Annotated in this window: 13 protein-coding genes; 12 read left to right on the forward strand and 1 reads right to left on the reverse strand. The window is 52.2% G+C overall.

Annotation, left to right across the window (positions count from 1 at the left end; translation table 11 throughout):
* Positions 1-70 precede the first annotated feature (70 nt).
* From ACAN54_RS23160 to ACAN54_RS23200, 9 genes are all read left to right on the forward strand, one after another.
* The gene (locus ACAN54_RS23160; RefSeq protein ID WP_379161102.1) at positions 71-886 is read left to right on the forward strand and encodes a DUF2935 domain-containing protein; all 816 of its coding nucleotides are present in this window, start codon (positions 71-73) and stop codon (positions 884-886) included.
* 191 nt (positions 887-1,077) lie between these two features.
* Entirely contained in the window at positions 1,078-1,989 is a 912-nt protein-coding gene (locus tag ACAN54_RS23165; RefSeq protein ID WP_379161104.1) for a methyl-accepting chemotaxis protein, read from the forward strand.
* 101 nt (positions 1,990-2,090) lie between these two features.
* Positions 2,091-2,666, forward strand: coding sequence for a DNA-3-methyladenine glycosylase I (locus ACAN54_RS23170; protein WP_379161586.1), 576 nt, complete (start codon positions 2,091-2,093; stop codon positions 2,664-2,666).
* 84 nt (positions 2,667-2,750) lie between these two features.
* Positions 2,751-3,809, forward strand: a complete 1,059-nt coding sequence (gene prmA, locus ACAN54_RS23175) for a 50S ribosomal protein L11 methyltransferase (RefSeq protein ID WP_379161106.1) — start codon at positions 2,751-2,753, stop codon at positions 3,807-3,809.
* Between the two features lie 2 nt (positions 3,810-3,811).
* On the forward strand, positions 3,812-4,495 hold the full coding sequence (locus tag ACAN54_RS23180; protein WP_379161108.1) for a site-2 protease family protein: 684 nt from the start codon (positions 3,812-3,814) through the stop codon (positions 4,493-4,495).
* Positions 4,496-4,648: 153 nt separating this feature from the next.
* A complete protein-coding gene (locus tag ACAN54_RS23185; RefSeq protein ID WP_379161588.1) occupies positions 4,649-5,416 on the forward strand; it encodes an RsmE family RNA methyltransferase in 768 nt (255 codons plus the stop codon).
* Entirely contained in the window at positions 5,416-6,759 is a 1,344-nt protein-coding gene (mtaB, locus tag ACAN54_RS23190) for a tRNA (N(6)-L-threonylcarbamoyladenosine(37)-C(2))-methylthiotransferase MtaB (protein WP_379161110.1), read from the forward strand. The genes ACAN54_RS23185 and mtaB overlap by 1 nt, the downstream gene beginning before the upstream one ends.
* A 209-nt stretch (positions 6,760-6,968) precedes the next feature.
* Positions 6,969-7,406, forward strand: a complete 438-nt coding sequence (locus ACAN54_RS23195; protein ID WP_379161112.1) for an NUDIX hydrolase — start codon at positions 6,969-6,971, stop codon at positions 7,404-7,406.
* Positions 7,407-7,535: 129 nt separating this feature from the next.
* Positions 7,536-9,779, forward strand: coding sequence for an Ig-like domain-containing protein (locus tag ACAN54_RS23200; RefSeq protein WP_379161114.1), 2,244 nt, complete (start codon positions 7,536-7,538; stop codon positions 9,777-9,779).
* A gap of 164 nt (positions 9,780-9,943) precedes the next feature.
* Here ACAN54_RS23200 and ACAN54_RS23205 read toward each other — a convergent pair whose 3' ends face one another.
* Complete coding sequence (locus ACAN54_RS23205; protein ID WP_379161116.1) at positions 9,944-10,933, reverse strand: Na/Pi cotransporter family protein; 990 nt, start codon at positions 10,931-10,933, stop codon at positions 9,944-9,946.
* A gap of 98 nt (positions 10,934-11,031) precedes the next feature.
* Between ACAN54_RS23205 and ACAN54_RS23210 the strand changes: the two genes are divergently transcribed.
* The 3 genes from ACAN54_RS23210 (at position 11,032) to ACAN54_RS23220 (ending at position 20,366) form a co-directional block, all read left to right on the forward strand.
* Positions 11,032-12,429 carry a class I SAM-dependent rRNA methyltransferase gene (locus ACAN54_RS23210; RefSeq protein ID WP_379161118.1) on the forward strand — a complete coding sequence of 466 codons (1,398 nt, stop codon included), beginning with the start codon at positions 11,032-11,034 and terminating at the stop codon, positions 12,427-12,429.
* Between the two features lie 234 nt (positions 12,430-12,663).
* Positions 12,664-16,200 (forward strand): helicase-exonuclease AddAB subunit AddB, encoded by a 3,537-nt coding sequence (addB, locus tag ACAN54_RS23215; RefSeq protein ID WP_379161121.1) that lies wholly within the window; start codon positions 12,664-12,666, stop codon positions 16,198-16,200.
* The gene (locus tag ACAN54_RS23220) at positions 16,197-20,366 is read left to right on the forward strand and encodes a UvrD-helicase domain-containing protein (protein ID WP_379161124.1); all 4,170 of its coding nucleotides are present in this window, start codon (positions 16,197-16,199) and stop codon (positions 20,364-20,366) included. The genes addB and ACAN54_RS23220 overlap by 4 nt, the downstream gene beginning before the upstream one ends.
* The last annotated feature ends 34 nt before the right edge of the window (positions 20,367-20,400 follow it).

Raw genomic sequence — 20,400 nt, forward strand, 5'->3', positions numbered from 1 at the left:
CATAGCGGGCCAAAAACCTCCATATGCTTAGCTGTGGATGAATTTTATTTCTGCAGGGGAGGAACAGCCATTGGATGAATTTGTGGCCCGGTCGCTAGATGAAATACGTTTTTGGTCCAGGATCATGAAGGAGCATTCCTTATTTCTGGGTTTGGGATTTAGAGCAGAGGATACCCAGCTTAAGAATGAAACCAAGCAGTTTTACGCTATTTTTGAGGACATCGAACGAAGAGCCTATGAATTCCAGATTGGGGTGGATCCCCATATCATTCAGAATTTTAATACAGAGGTACGTATTGCGGCAACCAATATTTGGGCATTCAAAAGAAAGGTGCTGGGGTTGATCCTGCAATGCAAGCTTCCGGGTCAGACGAACTTCCCATTGCTGGTTGATCATGTTAGCCGGGAGGCTAATTATTTCAGAAACCGCTTGGAGGAACTCAATTCAGGAAGGCTGGAACCGCTGCCGGATGCCATAATTGATGAGAATGTCTTTTTCCTGAAGATCATGGCCGATCATGCCAAATTCATAGGTCATTTACTGGACCCGTCGGAACGCAAATTGGTTGATCAGGCAAGGGAATTCAGTAATGATTTTGATAAGCTGGTGTTCCAGGCCATGGATTTGAGTCACATGCGCCCCCAATCTCAGACGCTTCCGCTCCTCAGCCAATTCGTAGACGAAAACCGGGTTTCTGTGCAATCCCTACGTGATTTCAAGAAAACCGCACGTGATCTAATCGATGAATGCAGGATCAAAAGCATTATTCATCCTTTACTGGCGGATCATGTATTCCGTGAAGCAGAACGCTTTTTGTATATTCTCGATATGTTTGATCAATCATTATCCGGAGTTAAAGTCAACAAGCGGGAAATTCTGCATTAATACTTTGCGAAGTTATTTGAAAAGACTCAAGACCGCCGGCACTACGCCTGCGGTTTTTTCTTTTATGGCGGAACTAATTCTTCATTAATGTAATCCAAAGCTCTGATTTTTCCGTTAATATGAAAAAGGGGTAAATTAAAAATTTTAAGTATGTAGAATCATAAATATGAGTCTTATGAGGAGAAGTCATAATGGAGAACGTATCAGACCTGAAAGTTACAGATGCTCTTGTGGTCAGAGCCTTAGAGAAGAATCTCGCTTTGATCCGCTTTGATCTTGAACGCAAAGTGGCTTATGTCAATGAGGCATTCGCTAGTACTATGAAATACAGCACGCAGGATATGTATGGGATGCAACACCAAAAGTTTTGTTTTCCTGCATTCGTGAATAGTCCGGATTATGAGAGATTCTGGCAGGATCTGTTCTCCGGCAAGAGCTTTCAGGATAAAATCGAACGGATGGACTCCGAGGGCAATACGGTATGGCTGGAGGCTACATATATGCCTGTTTTTGATGAGACAGAAGAGCGGGTCATCGGTGTAACCAAGGCCGCTACTAACATTACTTCAAGGCAGAATAATATAAGCGAGGTAGTGGAACGGTTGCAGGAGATGTCCGACAGTCTGAATTTGCGCGCGGAAAAAGGAATTGAACGGAGTCAGGAATTGCTGCAGAGCATTGACGAAATCGCCGGGGTCTCGAACGAGAACACCGTGACACTGGCCAATCTGCAACAAAAAGCCGGAGAAATTCAAGGCGTGGTACAGACGATCCGCGATATTGCCTCACAGACCCATCTGCTTGCGCTTAATGCGGCGATTGAAGCGGCTCATGCCGGTGAATTCGGTCGCGGATTTGATGTGGTGGCCAAAGAAGTGCGGAAGTTGTCGGCCATGGTTCAGAATTCGATCAGTAAGGTGCGTGACAGTGTAGAGGGAATTACAGAGGAAATTGGCAAAATGTCCTCCGGAATGGATCAGGTCCAGGATAGTGTAGAAGAAAGCCAGCGGCAGATTGAAATCGCGCTGCAGGAGTTCACTGGAATTTCCACTTCTGCGCAGGAGCTGGATACCCAGGCCCGTGAAGTGCTGAATATTATCTGACCCCAAGCCATTGCATTTTTCAGTAGAATGGAGGTGCCCAGAACCCTTGGCGGGGACGGGTGCCTCTTTATTTTTATGACAAAGGAGAGAGCTTAATTTTGATGATCACACGTTGTGCCTGGGTCAATGAAGACCCGCTGTATATTGCTTATCATGATGAGGAATGGGGCAAACCCCTATACGACGACCGGAAGCTGTTCGAGCTGCTGATGCTGGAGGGGATGCAGGCGGGGCTGAGCTGGTATACGGTTTTGAAGAAAAGGGAACATTTCCGTAAAGTGTTCGATGCATTCGATCCGCATAAAATTGCACGGTATGACGAAGCGAAGGTTGAAGCGTTGATGCAGGACACTGGAATTATTCGGAACCGGTTGAAAATTAATGCGGTCATCCAAAATGCGGCTGTATTTCAGCAGATTTGCCAGGAAGAGGGCGGCTTTGCGGAATATCTGTGGACCTTTACCGGCGGAAAGCCCGTGGTTAACGGGTGGCAAACACGGTCCGAAGTTCCGGCCACCAGTCCTCAATCTGACCAGATGAGCAAAGCGCTGAAGAAGAAGGGGATGAAGTTTGTGGGCTCGACCATCTGTTATGCGTTTATGCAGGCCTCCGGCATGGTGGATGACCATACGGCGGATTGCTTTTGCCGCCAAAAAGGTCCGGTTTCCGGGAGATGAGCCGCTGTTTGGCGCTGGGTGGGGAAGAAATGGTATACTGTTAAATATTCAATTGTTACAACACTTTTAGGAGGACCCACACACATGTTATGGCACGAACTGACGGTACATACAACAGAAGAAGCACAGGAGATGATATCCAATCTGCTGTATGAAGCCGGAGCAGGCGGTGTTTCCATTGAAGAATCAGGAACGCTGAATAAGGTACGGGACACCCGTTACGGTGAATTATACGATGAACCGCTCAATGATATCCCTGAAGGAGAAGCGGTGATTAAAGGCTACTATGCGGAAGCTGTTTCCATGAACGATATTGTTCAAGAACTCGCTCCGAGAGTTGCAGAGCTGCGCGAATTCGGGATTGACCCCGGCAAGGCGCTGATTTCGTGGAAAACGGTAGATGAAGATGAATGGGCCCATGCCTGGAAGCAGTACTTCAAGCCGCTTCGTGTATCGGAACGGCTGACGATTAAGCCGACCTGGGAGGAGTACACCCCGGATAGTCCGGATGAAAAGATTATTGAACTTGATCCCGGCATGGCCTTCGGAACCGGAACACACCCAACCACGGCACTCTGCCTGCGTGCACTGGAAAAGCATATTCAAGGCGGCGAAGAAGTAATCGATGTGGGTACTGGCTCCGGCATTCTTGCCGTAGGTGCTGTTCTCTTGGGTGCGAAGTCGGTCCTTGCGCTGGATTTGGACCCGGTGGCCGTTGAGAGTGCGCGGGAGAATGTGGCGCTGAACCAGCTGCAGGAAGTCATTACAGTAAAGGAGAGCGATCTTCTGTCACTCCTAGGCGGCGAACGGGCTTTGGATTCGTCGGCTGGAGAGATGTGGCCTTCCGCCAGACCTGGACATTTAGCCGAACCTGAAGCAGCTTCTGCTGTTCCGACAAGCGAAGTTGGCCTTGGTGTTACCTTACCAGTCAAGATTGTGGTCGCCAATATTTTGGCGGAGATTATTGTATTGTTCACGGATGATGTCTACCGTGCGCTTCAGCCGGGAGGACTCTATATAACCTCCGGCATCTACAAGGATAAGGAAGAGCTGGTAGCTGGCGCACTGACAGCTTCCGGTTTTGAGATTATGGAAGTATCCCGTGAAGAAGATTGGGTGGCGTTCACAGCCGGAAAGAGGTAAAGATGGATTTCTTGCAAAGTATTATACGTATTCCGCTGCAGCAACTCCCGTTCTTTCTGATTACCATTGTAATTGCATTTACGGTGCATGAGTTCAGTCATGCTTATTTTGCCAATAAATTCGGTGATCCTACTGCAAGGATGCTGGGGCGGATGACGCTCAACCCAGCAGTTCACTTTGATCTATTCGGCATTATTCTGCTACTCGTCGCCGGCTTCGGCTGGGCCCGTCCGGTTCCCGTGAACCGCGAGAATTTCAGACGTCCCCGCCTGATGGGCGTGATCGTCTCGGCAGCGGGCCCGATTAGTAATCTGCTGCTGGGGATCTTGGGTTCCCTTATCTATGCCATACTGCTGGGAACCGGAATCATTGATTCCATTGCGAACGAACAATTGCTTCGGGCAGTTGTCTGGTTTTTCGGGATTTTTATCCAGTTCAATTTCTTTCTTTTTTTGTTTAACCTGATTCCGCTGCCGCCACTGGACGGCTACCGTATTGTGGAGGATGTGGCTCCCCGTCCCATCCGCGGAAGATTGCAGCAGTACGAACAGTGGTTGTCCTTGGTTTTTCTGCTGGTTATCTTCATTCCCGGGCTGCGTAACTATACCATTACTCCAATGAACAATTGGTCTATACAGATCGGGAATGATTTTCTTCAGCTGTTCCTGAAGCTGTTTGGAGTCTGAAGCCTGTAACTGGGACTATTCACAGCCAGGCAAACGTTGTATTATGTAATGTGGTATTTTTAGTGGAATATAGTTGAAAGAGCGGCGGCAGGGAACCTGGGAAGCAGGAACGCTGCCGCTTTTATGCTGAATAAGGGACAGGATGATGAGAACATGCAGCGTTATTTCGTAACACCGGAGCAATTTCATCCGGATACGGTAGTCATTAGCGGCGAGGACGCCCGTCATATCGCGAAGGTGATGCGCGGTAAGGCCGGGGACAAGCTGATTGTCAGCGATGGAGTGTCCCGGGAGGCACTCGTGGAAATTGCCGGGATTGAAATAGGGGAAGTGACTGTCCATATCCTTGAAATGCTGGACATGACCCATGAGCCGCGGATCAAGATTACAGTAGCCCAGAGTCTGCCCAAGGGAGACAAGCTGGAGACAGTAATTCAAAAATGCACCGAAATCGGCGCAGTAGCCTTTGTTCCTTTTCTCTCAGAGCGCACGATTGTGCAGTATGACGAACGCAAGGAAAGCAAACGCCTGGATCGCTGGCGCAAAATCTGCAAAGAGGCCGCCGAGCAGGCACACCGGAATATCGTTCCGGAAGTGCACTCACCGCTTAGCTGGAAGCTGCTGCTGAAGAGCTTCAGTGCGTATGACGCCGTGTATTTCTGTTATGAAAAAGAAGAAGGCCTGCAGCTCCGCAGCGCGGTCGCCCCCTGGCTGTCCCGACTACCTCAGCAGTCGTCCGGCAAGGTGATGGTAATCGTCGGACCGGAGGGCGGTTTCAGTCCAGAGGAATGCCGTGCTGCCGAAGAGGCTGGAGCGGTTTCAGTCGGGCTTGGACGGCGTATTCTGCGCTGCGAGACGGCAGGTATGGTAGCCGCAGCTTGTATTCTTTATGAATCTGGAGAAATGGGGGAGCTTGAATAATGCCATCCGTAGCATTTTATACTTTAGGTTGTAAAGTGAATTTCTATGACACTGAAGCCATCTGGCAGCTTTTCAAAAATGAAGGTTACGAGCAGGTTGATTTCGAAGGGCCCGCCGATGTCTATTTGATCAACACCTGTACAGTAACGAATACGGGCGACAAAAAAAGCCGCCAAATGATCCGCCGCGCCGTGCGCCGCAATCCGGAAGCGATTGTAGCCGTTACCGGCTGCTATGCACAGACCTCACCAGGCGAGATTCTGGATATTCCCGGTGTCGATCTCGTAATCGGCAACCAGGACCGTGAGCACATTATGACTCATGTGAAGAACATTCAGGAGTCCCGCGAGCCGGTGAATGCTGTCCGTAACATCATGAAGACCCGGGAGTTTGAAGAGCTGGATGTGCCAGGCTTTGCGGACCGGACGCGGGCTTTTATGAAAATTCAGGATGGCTGCAACAACTTCTGCACCTTCTGCATCATTCCCTGGTCGCGCGGATTATCGCGCAGCCGTGATCCGAAGTCCATCGTGGCCCAGGCACACCAGCTGGTGGAAGCTGGATATAAGGAATTTGTCCTAACCGGCATTCATACCGGAGGCTATGGGGACGATCTGGAGAATTACCGTCTCGCCGACCTGCTCTGGGAGCTGGACAAGGTGGACGGGCTGGAACGGGTTCGTATCAGCTCTATTGAGGCCAGCCAGATTGACGGAAAGCTGCTCGAGGTCTTGAACCGCAGCTCCAAAATGTGCCGCCATCTGCATATTCCGCTGCAGGCCGGACATAACGAGGTACTGAAGGCGATGCGCCGTAAATATACAACAGAAGAGTATTTCGCCAAAATGGAGCTGATCCGTCAGGCGATGCCGGATGTCGGCATAACCACTGACGTCATTGTCGGCTTCCCGGGTGAGACGGAGGAAATGTTCCGTGCCGGGTATGACTTCATGAAGGCTGTGAACTACTCCGAAATGCACGTATTCCCTTATTCCAAACGGACGGGAACTCCGGCAGCAAGGATGCTGAACCAGGTGGATGAAGAGATCAAGAATGTTCGCGTTCAGCAGCTGATTGACCTCTCTGAAGACATGCAGCTGGCTTACGCCCGCCAATTCGTAGGCAAGACGGTCTCCGTCATCGCCGAGAGATCGGCCAAAGATGCACCGGGCCGCAGCACCCAGCACGGCTTCAGCGATAACTACCTTCAGGTGTTCTTCGGCGGCGATGATTCGCTGCAGGGAGAGCTCTGCCAGGTGAAGATTACGGAAGCCGGAGTGAATGAGTGCAAGGGCGAGCTTGTCAGCGTGAACCGGAGCGGTCTGCACCAGATCGTGCAGTAAGATTAGCTGCGCAGCTTAACTCTACGCCCCACTTTGTGGGGCTGTTTTGCTATTTGGGTAATAAAGTCAGAGGGGCTTACGAAGTGAGTTTTGCCTGGAGAGTAATCGATGAGGTACCGCTGGCAAAACTAAGTTTACGCTTACGAAGTGAGTTTTGCGCGGAGAGTAATCGATGAAGTACCGCTGGCAAAACTTTTAGGAGGATGAATATGGCGCACAAGCAGATTTCAGCGGGCGGGGTAGTGTTCCGGACAGGTGCTGCTGGTCTTGAAATTCAGCTTATTGTGGACCGCTACGGCAAAATTTCGCTGCCCAAAGGGAAGATGGAGCCAGGAGAGACCGTGGAGGAGACGGCACTGCGTGAGATTTGTGAGGAGACAGGGACGGTCGGAGTGATCAGAGCGCCGATTGATGTCATTAAATATTCTTTTAAGCATGCGGTTCACGGTATAGTGAACAAGGAGGTTCATTACTTTCTTGTAGAATCTGTAGGCGGTGTAACCAAGGCGCAGACGGAAGAGATTAATGCAGTGGAGTGGCATGAGCCGGCGGCCGCATGGATCCGTGGAACCGGCAATTCATACACCAATAATATTCATATTTTACGCAAAGCCTTGTCTCTGCTGAATGTGAAAATGAATAGTTAGAAAGTCCTGAATTTGGCTGAAACTGAAAATAAACTGAAGATAAGGTAAAGACTCAGGCACTAATTGTCGATATAGTGGAAGAGTGTGGAAAATAGATACCGATAATTTCAATGCCTAAGGAGAGAACAAATGACTGTGTACAGGAAAATGACGAAAATGCTCTTTACTATGATCTTGCTGATTGTTGTAGCTTTTCCGGTAAACGTCTTTGCAGCAACTGGCGACACCACTTCTATTGAATTCGACAGTTCTGCAAAAGTAGAGCTTACCGTAGGCCAGACACCGAAGCAGCTTAAGGTATATGCCAACGTGGAAGGCTCCTCCTCCAAAAAAGATGTGACGGCTGCGGCCAAATGGAGTTCCTCTAATAGTAACGTAGTAAATGTATCCACCACCGGGCTACTGACAGCTGCAGACACCGGTACTGCAATCATAACTGCAATCTACAACAACTCTGTAGCTACCATTGAGGTATCTGTAAGCTATCCTTTTAAGGATTTAACACTGGAGCGCAGCTTCGATGGCATCTATAAGCTGGGTGACAGTGAAAGTTTACTGACGGTCAAGGCCAAAGTCACTGGCGGAGAATCAGCCACTTCTGTGAAAGATGTGACTGCCGATGCGGACTGGACCAGCTCCAGTACCAATGTGCTGACCATTGATGATGGTAAGATCACTCTTAAAGGTGAAGGGACTTCAACCATCACAGCTAAATACAAAGGATTGACTGCCACCTTCAAAGCCGTGGTACAACTGCCTTATTCGGCAATTATCCTGAAGGCGAAAGACACGGCTGTGAAAGAGCTGGAACTGCTGGTTGGGGATTCTCCGGTTCAATTAACCGCGATGACCAAAACATCGGAGAGCAGCCCCGAGATTAATATTGCTAAAGATGCCACCTGGACAACCTCTAATGAGAGTATTGCGAAGGTGGATGCCGGGAAGATTACAGTTCTGGGAACCGGTAAGGCTGTCATTACGGCAAGCTACCTGGGTGTTTCCAAATCGGTGGATGTCTATGTGCGTGCGCCTTATGAAGCGCTGCTCCTGACGCCGGATAGCGATCAATTCCTCTTCCTTGGAGAAAGCCTGAAGGTTAAATCTTCTGTACGGAATGCTGTGAATTCAACAGTCAATCAATCTGTAAATACGGTGTGGAGCTCCGACAACCTGCTGACAGCAACGGTTATAGCCGATACAGTGGCTTCAGATGATGCCGTAGCTACCATTACTGCCAAAGCAGTGGGAACTACAGTCATCAAAGGTGAATACCTTGGCGTAAGCAAATCGTTCAAGCTGACTGTATACCCTAGTCTTACAGATTTGACAGTAGAAAAAACCGAGCAGGAGCTATACACTGCGGACACTGCAAGCCTGCCAAAGGTTAGCGGAACGAAATACGATGGAACGAAGCTCGACATCAGTGATCAAATCGAGTGGACATCCGCTAACGGAGATATCGCTCTGGTCAAGGACGGCAAGCTTGTCGGTGGTAAAGCCGGCACGGTAACCCTGACTGGCAAGATTAAGGAAAATGCGGCAGTAGCATCTTCCTCAGCTGTCCGGGGTAAGAGTGTGGAACTGAAAGTGACCGTTCTGAATAAAGTGCTCGTGCTGATCGGGCCTGAGGATCCAATTGGACTGGTCATTGGTGAAGAGGATCCGCTGCCTGCTGTTCAGGCAGTGCTTGAGAACGGGGACGAGCTGGATGTCACTTCGGCGATCAAGTGGGAGCTTAGCGGCAGCAATGCTGTGATCAAGCAATCCGCAACGGGCAAAACCCTCAAGGGATTGGCGAAAGGCTCTGCAACTTTGAAGGGAACCTATTCGAATAAGACGATCAGCATCCCGGTGACTATTGAACAGAAAGTCGTGAAGCTGCTTGTAGAACCAAGCACACTTGAAATGAATATTAAAGCTTCTAAATCGATTAAAGTGACCGGAACCTTCTCGAACGGAAAAACAGCTAACTTCTCTAGCGCTATGAATTGGGTATCCTCCAATCCAGGTGTGGCTACAGTGAAAGGCTCATCTGTAAAAGCTGTCAGCGAAGGTACAGCGACCCTCACCGGTTCCTACCAGGGAATTACGGCAACGGTCAAAATCACCGTGGTTCCTAAGCTGACCAAGCTTACCGTTAGTGAAACCAAGCTGAATCTGGCACCGGGTGTTTCCAAGCCGGTGGTAGTAACTGCTTTGTATGATACAGGTAAGACTGTTATTGTTACTGGGAATACCGTTTGGACTAGCTCTAATTCTTCTGTGGCTAAGGTAAATGATTCCGGATTGATTACCGGAGTGGGTAAAGGGACAACCTCTATTAAAGGTAAGTTCAACAATAAAACAGTAACGGTATCTATTACAGTAAAATAGTAAGCATATCCGGTTGAATCTGATCATCGGATGTCTAACATCAAGACCTGTTAATCCGCCTATATGAGGGGTTACAGGTCTTTTTTTCTTGAAGCATGAACTAGCATTAGAACTGTAAGGCTGATTGAAGTATAATGGTACAGCGATAATGCCTTTTCGGACGGCTATACCTGCAGCCGTTTCTCCAGCCGGGTCCATACCGGCAGGTAGCACAGCGGCAGCACGCCAAGTGAACAGACGACATTGAAGATCGTCTGAGCATGGGCAAGCTGGGCGGCAGGACTGCCGCCCATCCAGGCAGACAAGGATTGCAACGGCTGAATGAAGGGCAGGAACAGCAGGGCGCCGCCCACATTTAGCATGACATGTGATCCGGCGACGAACTTGCCGGAAGCCGAACCGCCGATAGCGGCGATTACGGCGGTGACGCAGGTGCCGATGTTGGCACCCAGCACAACAGCGATGCCCAGCTCTGGCGGCATTACGCCGGAGCTGGCAAGGCCCATGGCCATACCGATGACCGCCGCGCTGCTGTGCAGCATCGCGGTCAGGCAGGCTCCGGCGGCCAGGCCCCAGAGCGCACTGGTAGCCGCATGGTCCAGGAACCAGCGGAACAGGCCGCTGGCCTGCAACGCGGGTCCGATAGACTGCATGACCGCAATGCCCCAGAGGACCATTGCGAACCCGGCCATTGCCAGGCAGATGAATTGCAGAGGTACGGCAATCCTGCGACTGGATTCCGCTATCCGTGAGCCTTGGGAGGGCAGCTCGCCGAGCATGACGGCAGCCGCCCATAGACAGAGCGACACGATAAGCAGCGGAGTGGCCATCGTACTGATCTGCAGGCCGATCAGCTCTGTTGTCAGGCAGGTACCAATGTTACTGCCCAGAATGATGCCCAGCGTCCGGGCATAAGTCAGCAGCCCGGCATTCACCATGCCGATGGTGAGCACTGTTACAGCGGTGCTGCTCTGCAGCAGCGCCGACAACAGGCTGCTTGCAATCAGGCCTTTTAGGGGCGTAGAGGTTGCTTGGTGCAGACTTCTCGTAAGCAGAGGGCCGGCGAGCCTCGCCAGTGCAGCTTCCATCAGCTTCATGCCGGCGAGAAAAATCACAAGACCATATAGGACAGGGAACAGCAGATCACGGATCATAGGGACAAGCTCCTTTGAACGGGGTTGTACACCAATATATGAATGCAGTGAAGTGGACATGTATACTAATCATTAACAAGAACAGGGAGTTGAAGGTATTGGCATCAGTTATACTGGAACGCAGCCGTAAAAAAAGACTGGAACAAGGTCATCCGTGGGTCTATGCAAGTGAAGTGGCATCCGTGGACGGAGATCCGCAGGCTGGCGGCTTGGTGGATGTGCTTAATCATCAAGGAAGATTCCTTGGAACAGGGTACTACAATCCTGCTTCGCAGATTCGGGTAAGAGTTCTAACACAGGGTCCGCTGGCCGCAATGGATATCCCTTTTTTTGCCGGACGGTTTGCGGATTGTCTGCGCCACAGAGAACGGTTTCTGCCGGGAGCGGATGCATACCGCCTGGTGTATGGGGAAGCGGATTTCCTCCCCGGTCTCATCATTGACCGCTTTGGTGATGTCCTGGTGGTGCAGCTGCTGACACTGGGCATGGACAAGTGCCGCGACCAGATCGTACAGGCGCTCGTAGAAGTTGTGGCACCGCGAGGTATTTATGAGCGCAGTGATGTGAGTGTCCGCGAGCTTGAAGGACTGGAACAGAGAACCGGCATACTGTACGGAGAGTGCCCGCGTCATATAACGGTTAGCGAGAACGGCCTCAAAGTGATTGTAGATATAGAAGAAGGGCAGAAGACAGGATACTTTTTTGACCAGCGGGAGAACCGGGCTTCCATTGCCCCGTTGATCCAGGGCTGGGGTGGACGCAGTGGTATTACTTTGCAGCAGGTTGCAGCAGAAGACGGATCCCTCCAGACTCTTCCGGTTAACAAAAGCGGCAAACCGGTTACCTTCCCTTATTGGGATGGTGCAACAGTACTGGAGTGCTTCGCGCATACTGGCAGCTTCACTCTTCATGCTTGCAAATACGGTGCCAAGAAGGTTACCTGCCTTGACGTATCCGCCCATGCGATCGAGAGCGCCAAAGCCAACGTAGAGCTAAATGGTTTCACCGACCGGGTGGAATTTGTGGTCGACGATGCTTTTGCTTTCCTGCGCAACCAGGTCAAAGGCCTGGAAGAACGCTCTGAGCGGGCCACCGGTAAAAGTGATGCCAATCCTGGCACTAAAGCTGCGGCTAAAGCGGATACCGCCAAACCGATGACAGCCGGGGGAGGGCGGACGTGGGATGTCGTTATTCTGGACCCGCCTGCTTTTGCCAAGACCAAAAGTGCGGTGGCAGGCGCCTGCCGCGGTTACAAGGATATCAACCTGCACGGCATGAAGCTGGTCAACGAGGGCGGCTACCTCGTAACGGCAAGCTGCTCCTATCACATGCAGCCGCAGCTGTTTCTGGACACCATCGCGGAGGCCGCCAAGGATGCCGGTAAAGTGCTGCGTCTGATTGAGTGGCGGGCTGCAGGCAAGGACCATCCGCAAATTCTCGGTGTGGAAGAAGGCCACTACTTGAAATTTGCCATTTTTGAAGTGCGCAGCAAATAGATCTGCATACAAAGAGTCCCTCCCCTGCCGGAGGGGCTCTTTTTGCAATATGAGAATCCAGAAAATGATAGATTGAGATATGCAAAGAATGGCAAACGTATGTTCTAGATGGAAGAGATGTGCTATAATGTTGGGACGGATTCATCTGAATTTTCACCTATAAAACTAGTGAATGATTGTATAGCATTTTTAATTATCCATACTATTTCTCTGCCACGGAAGGGGTCTACTGTGATGACAGTACACTTTTTGATTGGCCGCTCAGGCAGCGGCAAGACTACGAAGATATGGGAGGATGTCTCCTCCCGCCTCGAAGCAGACCCGCTGGGCCCTCCGATGATTGTGCTGGTGCCGGAGCAGGGCTCATTTGGCGCGGAGCAGGGATTGTTGAAGACGGGAAAGACGAAAGGAAGTATTCGTGCCCAGACACTGAGCTTCTCGCGGCTGGCGTACCGAGTGAAGCAGGAGACCGGAGGCAGTGCCAGTCTGCCTATCAGTGAGGAAGGCAAGAAGATGCTGATCTACAAGATCATCAGCCGCCATAAGGAAGAGTTAAAGCTGTTTGGTCAATCAAGCGACAGACCGGGTTTTGTAGAGCGGCTTAGCCAATTACACACGGAACTGAAACGCTGTTGCCTGGGCACTGCTGATCTGGAGGAGCAGATCGGCCGGATGAGAGATTCGATAGGACGAAGTCCCATTCTCGCAAGCAAGCTGGATGATGTGCATATGGTGTTCCGCGAGTTGGAACAGGAAATGTCCCAGCTGTACATGGATGACGAGGACCGGCTGGCTGAGCTGGCTGAACATATTCAGGATTCTACTTATATTCGCGGTGCGGAAATCTGGGTGGACGGTTTTCACGGCTTCACAACGCAGGAATTTGCCGTGCTGCGGGAGCTGATGCAATATGCCGCAAAAGTTACGGTTGCTCTGACACTTGACCGGATCTACCCTTCGGGGATACAGCCTCATGAGCTTGAGCTGTTTCATCCATCAGCTGTAACCTGTATCAAGCTGCGCGGAATGGCAGAGGAGATGGGTCTGACGGTATGGGATGAACTGCTGGCACCGCCGGTGCTGCCGCGTTTTGCCGGAAGTCCGGCTCTAGCCCATTTGGAGAAGGGGTTTGGCCGGCGAATCCGCTGGAGCGGTGCGGCTTCAGAGGTGGATGATGCCATTACCCTTACTGCGGCAGCATCGCGTAGAGCCGAAGTAGAAGGAAGTCTCAGGGAGATACTTCGTCTTGCCCGTGAGGAAGGTGCCGAATATAAGGAGATGGCAGTATTCATGCGCAATATTGCCGATTATGAGCAGCTTGTGGTTCCCCTGTTCCAGGACTACGGAATCCCCTTCTTCCTTGACCAAAAGATGAATGAGCTGCATCATCCGTTAATAGAATTTATCCGCTCTTCGTTTGATGTGGTGCGCAGACGTTGGCGGTATGAAGATGTGTTCCGCTGTGTGAAGACGGAGCTGCTGCTGCCGATGGACAACAGTGTGACGCGCGCAGATATGGATGCACTGGAGAATTATGTGCTGGCATGCGGTATTCAAGGCCACCGCTGGACGAATGGCCGGTCCTGGAAAGGCATTCCGAGTCTTTCGCTGGAAGGCGAGAGAATTGTGGATGAAGCACTGCTGGCAAGAATGGAAGCCTGCCGGGAGGTCATTACAGGTCCGCTTCAGGCTTTTGAGAAAAGGGTCAAAACAAGCCACAGCGGTCTGGAACTGTGCAAGGCGGTATATTTTCTTCTGCAGGATACGGATGCCGCACGCAAGCTGGAACAGATGAGTGCCAGAGCATTGGAGCTGGGGCGTCCTGAAGCGGCCCGTGAGCATACCCAGCTATGGGGAGCGGTGCTGGACCTGCTGGATCAGATTGCCGAGATGATGGGCAATGAAAGAATGGAGTTTGAGGTTTTTGCCGGGGTACTGGAGACGGGGCTGGCCGAACTGAAAATGGGACTGGTGCCTCCTGCGCTGGATCAGGTGCTGGTGGGGAATATGGACCGCACACGGGTATCTGGAGTGAAATACGCCTTTTTACTGGGATTCAATGAAGGGGTTGTTCCCGCCCAGTTCAAGGAAGACGGCATCCTCTCGGAAGGGGAACGACTGCTGCTGGAGAATGCAGGAATGGAGCTTGCTTCCGGTTCTTCCCGCAAGCTGCTGGACGAGCGTTTTCTGATTTACAATACACTCACAACGGCAAGCCGCAAGCTTTGGATCAGTTATGCGACAGCGGATGAAGAAGGCAAAGCCCTCCTGCCCTCCGAAATGATCCGACATCTGCATGGCATGTTTCCAGGGGCACTGCACGAGCGGTTTGTTTCTGGATTTCCTGCAGCTTCGGCAGGAGCGGCAGATGAAATCGGGACGGTAGAAGCGCTTGAAGCACTGCATATGGGCTTTGTGGGTCAGCCGGAGCAGACACTGCGCATGCTGATTTTGCAGCTTCGGCAGTGGCGGCAGGGCGTTAAGATTCCAGCACTCTGGTGGGATGTCTATAACTGGTTTATGGATGATGTGAATCACCGGCCAGAGCTGGAACGGCTGCTTGGATCCCTGTTCTACCGCAATGAAGGAATCCGGCTGAAGCGGAGAACCAGTCTGCACTTGTACGGAGGAACGACAGTGAGGGGGAGTGTGTCGCGTATGGAGAAATTCGTCGCCTGCGCCTTCTCGCATTTCGCTTCCTACGGGCTGAGGCTGAAAGAACGCCAGCTCTATAAGCTACAAGCCCCGGATATCGGGCAGCTGTTCCATGCTGCTCTCAGCGATATGGCTGTACGGCTGCAGAAGCAGGGGCGCAGCTGGGGCAGTATGACGGCAGAGGAATGCCGCCGGGAGGCAGGAGAGACTGTGGACCGGCTCTCTCCGCTTCTTCAAGGGGAAATCCTGATGAGCAGCAAACGCTACGGATATATTTCCCGTAAGCTTAAGAACATTGTAGGGCGCGCCTCCGTGATCCTTGGGGAACATGCCAGACGGGGCAGCTTTGAGCCAGTGGGGCTTGAGCTTGATTTTGGTCCGGGCAAGGACCTGCCGCCGCTTAGAATCACTCTGCCCAACGGCTGTGTGATGGAGGTGGTGGGCCGGATTGACCGTGTGGATATGGCTGAGGGTGAGCAAGGCATTCTGCTGCGGGTGATCGACTATAAATCCAGCCAGAAGGACCTCAAGCTGCACGAGGTCTATTACGGGCTGTCGCTACAGATGCTGACCTACCTGGATGTTCTGCTCACCTATTCGGAGCAATGGCTCGGGAAGACTGCTCTTCCGGCCGGAACGCTCTATTTCCATGTGCATGATCCGCTGCTGACTTCAGCGAACGGCATGAACCGCGAGCAGGCAGAGCAGGAGCTGATGAAGCGTTTCAAAATGAAAGGGCTGCTGACGGCGGACCGTGAAGTTGTCTCGCTTATGGATACTACGCTGGACAAGGGACATTCCTCGATTGTACCGGTGGCACTGAAGAGCGATGGAAGCTTTTACAGCAGCGCTTCGGTCGCTACTCCTGAGCAATGGGGACATCTGCTGTCCTCGGTACGCAGCACGATCACTGATATCGGGACACGTATTACCGAAGGCGATGTGGCGATTCAGCCTTACCGGATACAGCAGGAAACAGCCTGCACTTTCTGTTCCTACCGGCCGGTATGCCAGTTCGATGAGGCTGTGGAAGGCAATGCTTACAACATTCTTGGCAAGCCGGGCAAAGAAGCAATCTGGGACCTGCTGTCCCGCGAAGGAGGAGATAAGCCATGATTCGAAAAGCTGAAATAGAGCCCAAACCGGAAGGAAGCCTGTGGAGCGACGATCAGTGGCGTGCCATTGCGGAGAGTGGTGATGATATCCTGGTCGCGGCGGCGGCAGGCTCCGGCAAGACCGCAGTCCTGGTCGAACGGATTATCCGCAAGATCAGCAGCGAAGAGAACGGGTTCAGCGTGGACCGGCTTCTGGTGGCCACTTTCACAAAGGCAGCCGCTGCTGAGATGCGTCAGCGTATCCGCGAGGCACTGGAACGGAAGCTGGAGGAGGAGGACTCAGGGGATGAGGCAGGAAGCCAGGGCAATGAGCATCTGCGCCGCCAGCTTGCTCTGCTCGGCAAAGCTTCGATTACGACGCTGCATTCCTTTTGTCTGGAGGTCATACGGCGTTACTACCAGCTTATTCCCATTGATCCCGGGTTCCGGATTCTGAATGAGCATGAAGCAGAGATGATGCGCCAGGAATTGCTGGAGGAGCTGCTGGAAGAGAAATATGGAGAAGTGACCGAGGATGGGGAAGATACTGTTTTTGTTCGGCTGGCTGACTGGTTCAGTGGAGAGCGCAGTGATGATGCGGTGCATGCTCTGGTGCAGCGGCTGCATGATTTTGCGCGCAGCCATCCCTGGCCGGCGGAGTGGCTGCGGAGTACTGCGGCGGATTTCTCCCTGCCGGACACGGAAGCTTTAAGCCGCACGCCATGGGTGCAGAGCATTCTGGCGGAAGCGAAGCTGACGCTGGATGGGGCTGCGAGCCAGCTCCGCAGGGGCCGGGAGATTGCGCTGCAGCCTGGAGGCCCCGCTCCGTATGCCGATAATCTGGCTGCGGATCTGGAAATGGTGCGGTCGCTGCAGGAAGCCCTGGAATTCCGTCCTTGGGCCGAGCTGTATGATATTTTTATGGAAATATCGTTTGGAAAGCTGAAGGCCTGCAAGAAGGATTCGACTGATCCCGGGCTCCAGGAGACCGTTAAGGAGCTCCGGGACAATGTGAAGAAGAGCCTGCTGGAACTGCAGAAATCCCTCTTTGGGCGTCCCGCCGAGGCTTTTCTGGGTGAACTGCATGAGGCCGCCCCGCTAATGCGGGAGCTTGCGGAGACAGTCATCGAATTCGGTGAACGTTACCGGATCGAGAAAGCAGGCCGGGGCATGGTCGATTTCAGTGACCTGGAGCATTACTGTCTGAAAATCCTGCGCCACGAGGATTCTGTACCCGGTCATTCTGTGCCCTCAGATGCGGCGATGGAGTACCGCGACCAGTTCGACGAAGTGTTGCTGGATGAATATCAGGATACGAACAGCGTTCAGGAAGAAATTGTGCGGCTGATCTCCCGCGAATCCCCGGGCAACCGCTTTATGGTTGGAGATATGAAGCAGAGTATTTACCGTTTCCGTCTGGCGGAGCCGGGACTTTTTCTGGATAAATACCGGAAATTTGGCTCAGCCACAGACAACAGAGGCGATGGCATAGCTGGGAGCGGGGAGAATTCCGGGGATGATGAATTCCCAGATTCAGGAACGACAAGGGGCGGCTCTGTAATCGATCTGGCCCGTAATTTCCGCAGCCGTCTGGAGGTAGTCCATGCCGTGAATATGATTTTCCGGCAGATTATGGACAGTAAGGTTGCTGAAATAAGCTACGATGAGCGCGCGGAGCTGGTCTATGGGGCGAATTTCCCGGGGGCTGAGGAAAAAGGGCCGGATCTCTATTTTGCTCCTGAACTTTTGCTGATCGACCGGGGGGCATCGCCGTCTGTCCGTTCAGAGGAGCCGGCTGATGACGGGGAGCTTCCCGCTCAGGAGAATGAAGCTATTGAGAGTGAAACTGCACAGCTTGAGGCAAGGGCCATTGTCCGCCGCATCTCGCAGATGACAGGGATGAGTGGCGGTGAGCCGCTGCTGATTTATGATAAAGCAAGGAAGATTATGCGTCCGGTTGTATATGGCGATATTGTAATTTTGCTGCGGTCCGCGCGAATCTGGACACCTCTGATGATTGAGGAGCTGCGTATGGAAGGCATTCCTGCGTATGGCGACCAGAACAAAGGCTATTTTCAGGCAACCGAAGTTGAAATTGCCCTGTCGCTGCTGCAGATTGTGGACAATCCCCGTCAGGATATCCCTCTGGCCGGTGTGCTCCGGTCACCTGTGGTGAATCTGCGCGAAGAGGAGCTGGCTCTCATACGTCTCTGCAGTAATGGTTCGTTTTTTGATGCTGTACTTGCGGCTGCCGGTGAAGAGGATATAACAGACTCATATTCAAAGTCATTACATGCGGATATACAGCAGACAGTTGGACTCGCAGAGACTGTTCAAGCTGAGAGTGCTGCTTCTAACGAAGGAAGCCCGTCAGGAAGCGGCCGATTAGCGGAGAATACGGCAACCGATGGAGGAATACCGGAAATATCTGTGCAGCTTCAGATGAAGCTGCGAGCGTTTCTGAAGCGGCTTGAGGGCTGGAGAAATGCCGCCCGGGAGGGCAGTCTCAGTACATTAATCTGGCGGATCTATGGAGAGAGCGGCTATTTGGAATGGGTAGGCGGCCTGCCTGGAGGCTTTCAGCGTCAGAATAATCTGACGGCGCTGTATGACCGGGCTGTACAATTTGAAAATGACACTTCTGCACGAGGGTTGTTTCGCTTTCTGGTGTTCATTAACCGGCTGCGCGAAAACGGCGGGGACTTGGGAGTGGCTGGAGGAACGGGCGAAGAGACCGGTGGAGTAAGAATTATGACCATCCACAAATCCAAGGGTCTTGAGTTCCCGGTAGTGTTTCTGGCAGGAATGGCGAAGCCGTTCAACCGTCAGGATTTGTATTCCCCGTTCCTGATGCATAAAGAGCTTGGATTCGGCCCGCGTTTTGTAGAGCGGGAGACCAGGGTCAGCTATCCTACACTTCCTTATCTGGCCATTAACCGCCGTTCCCGGCTGGAACTCTTGGCAGAGGAGATGCGTGTGCTCTATGTTGGATTAACCCGGCCTCGTGACAAAATGATCCTTGTCGGCACCGTAAGGGATCTATCGCGTACCCTTGCAGGCTGGAGCAGTGTGCAGGCACGTGAAGAGTTGCTGCTTGAAGATCATTTGCTGGCCAGGGGCCGCAGCTATTTGGATTGGGTGGGACCGGCATTAATCCGCCATCCAGGCGCAGCTATTCTTCGCAAGCTGGCAGGAACAGAGGGAGCAGTATCTGCTGTACTGCATGGTGATTTATCCAATTGGAGCATCTCGGCGGTGAATGCTTCAGAACTCAGTTCCGGCTCATTTGGTGTAGCTGGAGCAGCGGATCCGAACGAAGAAAGGCAGACGATGCTCGAAGCCTTAAAGCGCGGCAACCGTGTGGCAGTTAAGAGTACGAGCAGAGAAGCTGATATTTCAGCAAGGCTGAAGTGGGCTTATCCCCATGCCTCCGCGTCCCGGATTCCTGCCAAAACTTCAGTCACCGAACTGAAATCGATGCTGTCCATGCAGGAGCAGCCTTCTTATGACCTGCTTGAAGAATCACGGGCCCAGGCTTCAGGGAACAGCCTGGCGCGTGGGGTGGCAGGATCGGATAGTCTCCATCTGCAGCGCCCGAAATTTATGGAGAAACGGGGCCTGTCGCCTTCCGAGCGGGGAACGGCCTATCATACGGTCATGCAGCATATTCCGTTGGAAGAGAATGTAGACCGTACTGTTCTGGAAGCCACAATAGCACGTCTTACCCGGCTTGCCATCCTCACAGACGAGCAGGCTCAGGCTGTCGATCTTGGTGACATTGAGGCGTTCTATATGGGTGAATTGGGCCGGAGGCTGATTGGGGCTCCCTGGAAAAGAAGAGAACAGCCTTTCAGCTATATGGTTCCGGCGGGCGAGGCTTACCAAGGACTTACATTTATTAATGATGCCGCTCCGGGACTTGAAGCTGTTGAAGAAACCCCGGATTCGGCAGAATCCGTTCTAATTCAGGGAGTCATCGACTGTCTTTTCCGGGAGGAGGGACGGCTGATTCTGCTGGATTATAAGACGGACGCTGTTCTGGAACATGAGGGCGGACTTGATTCGCTTAAAGAGAAATACCGTTTTCAGCTGGAACTCTACAGCAAGGCGCTGCTTGATATTCTCGGGGAGCCGGTCAGCGAGATTTGGCTGTACTTTTTTGACGGCGGACATGCTGTGAAGCTATGAATCCAGCGGAATTATTAACATTGAAACTATAAAT

This window comes from Paenibacillus diazotrophicus (genome assembly GCF_042610465.1).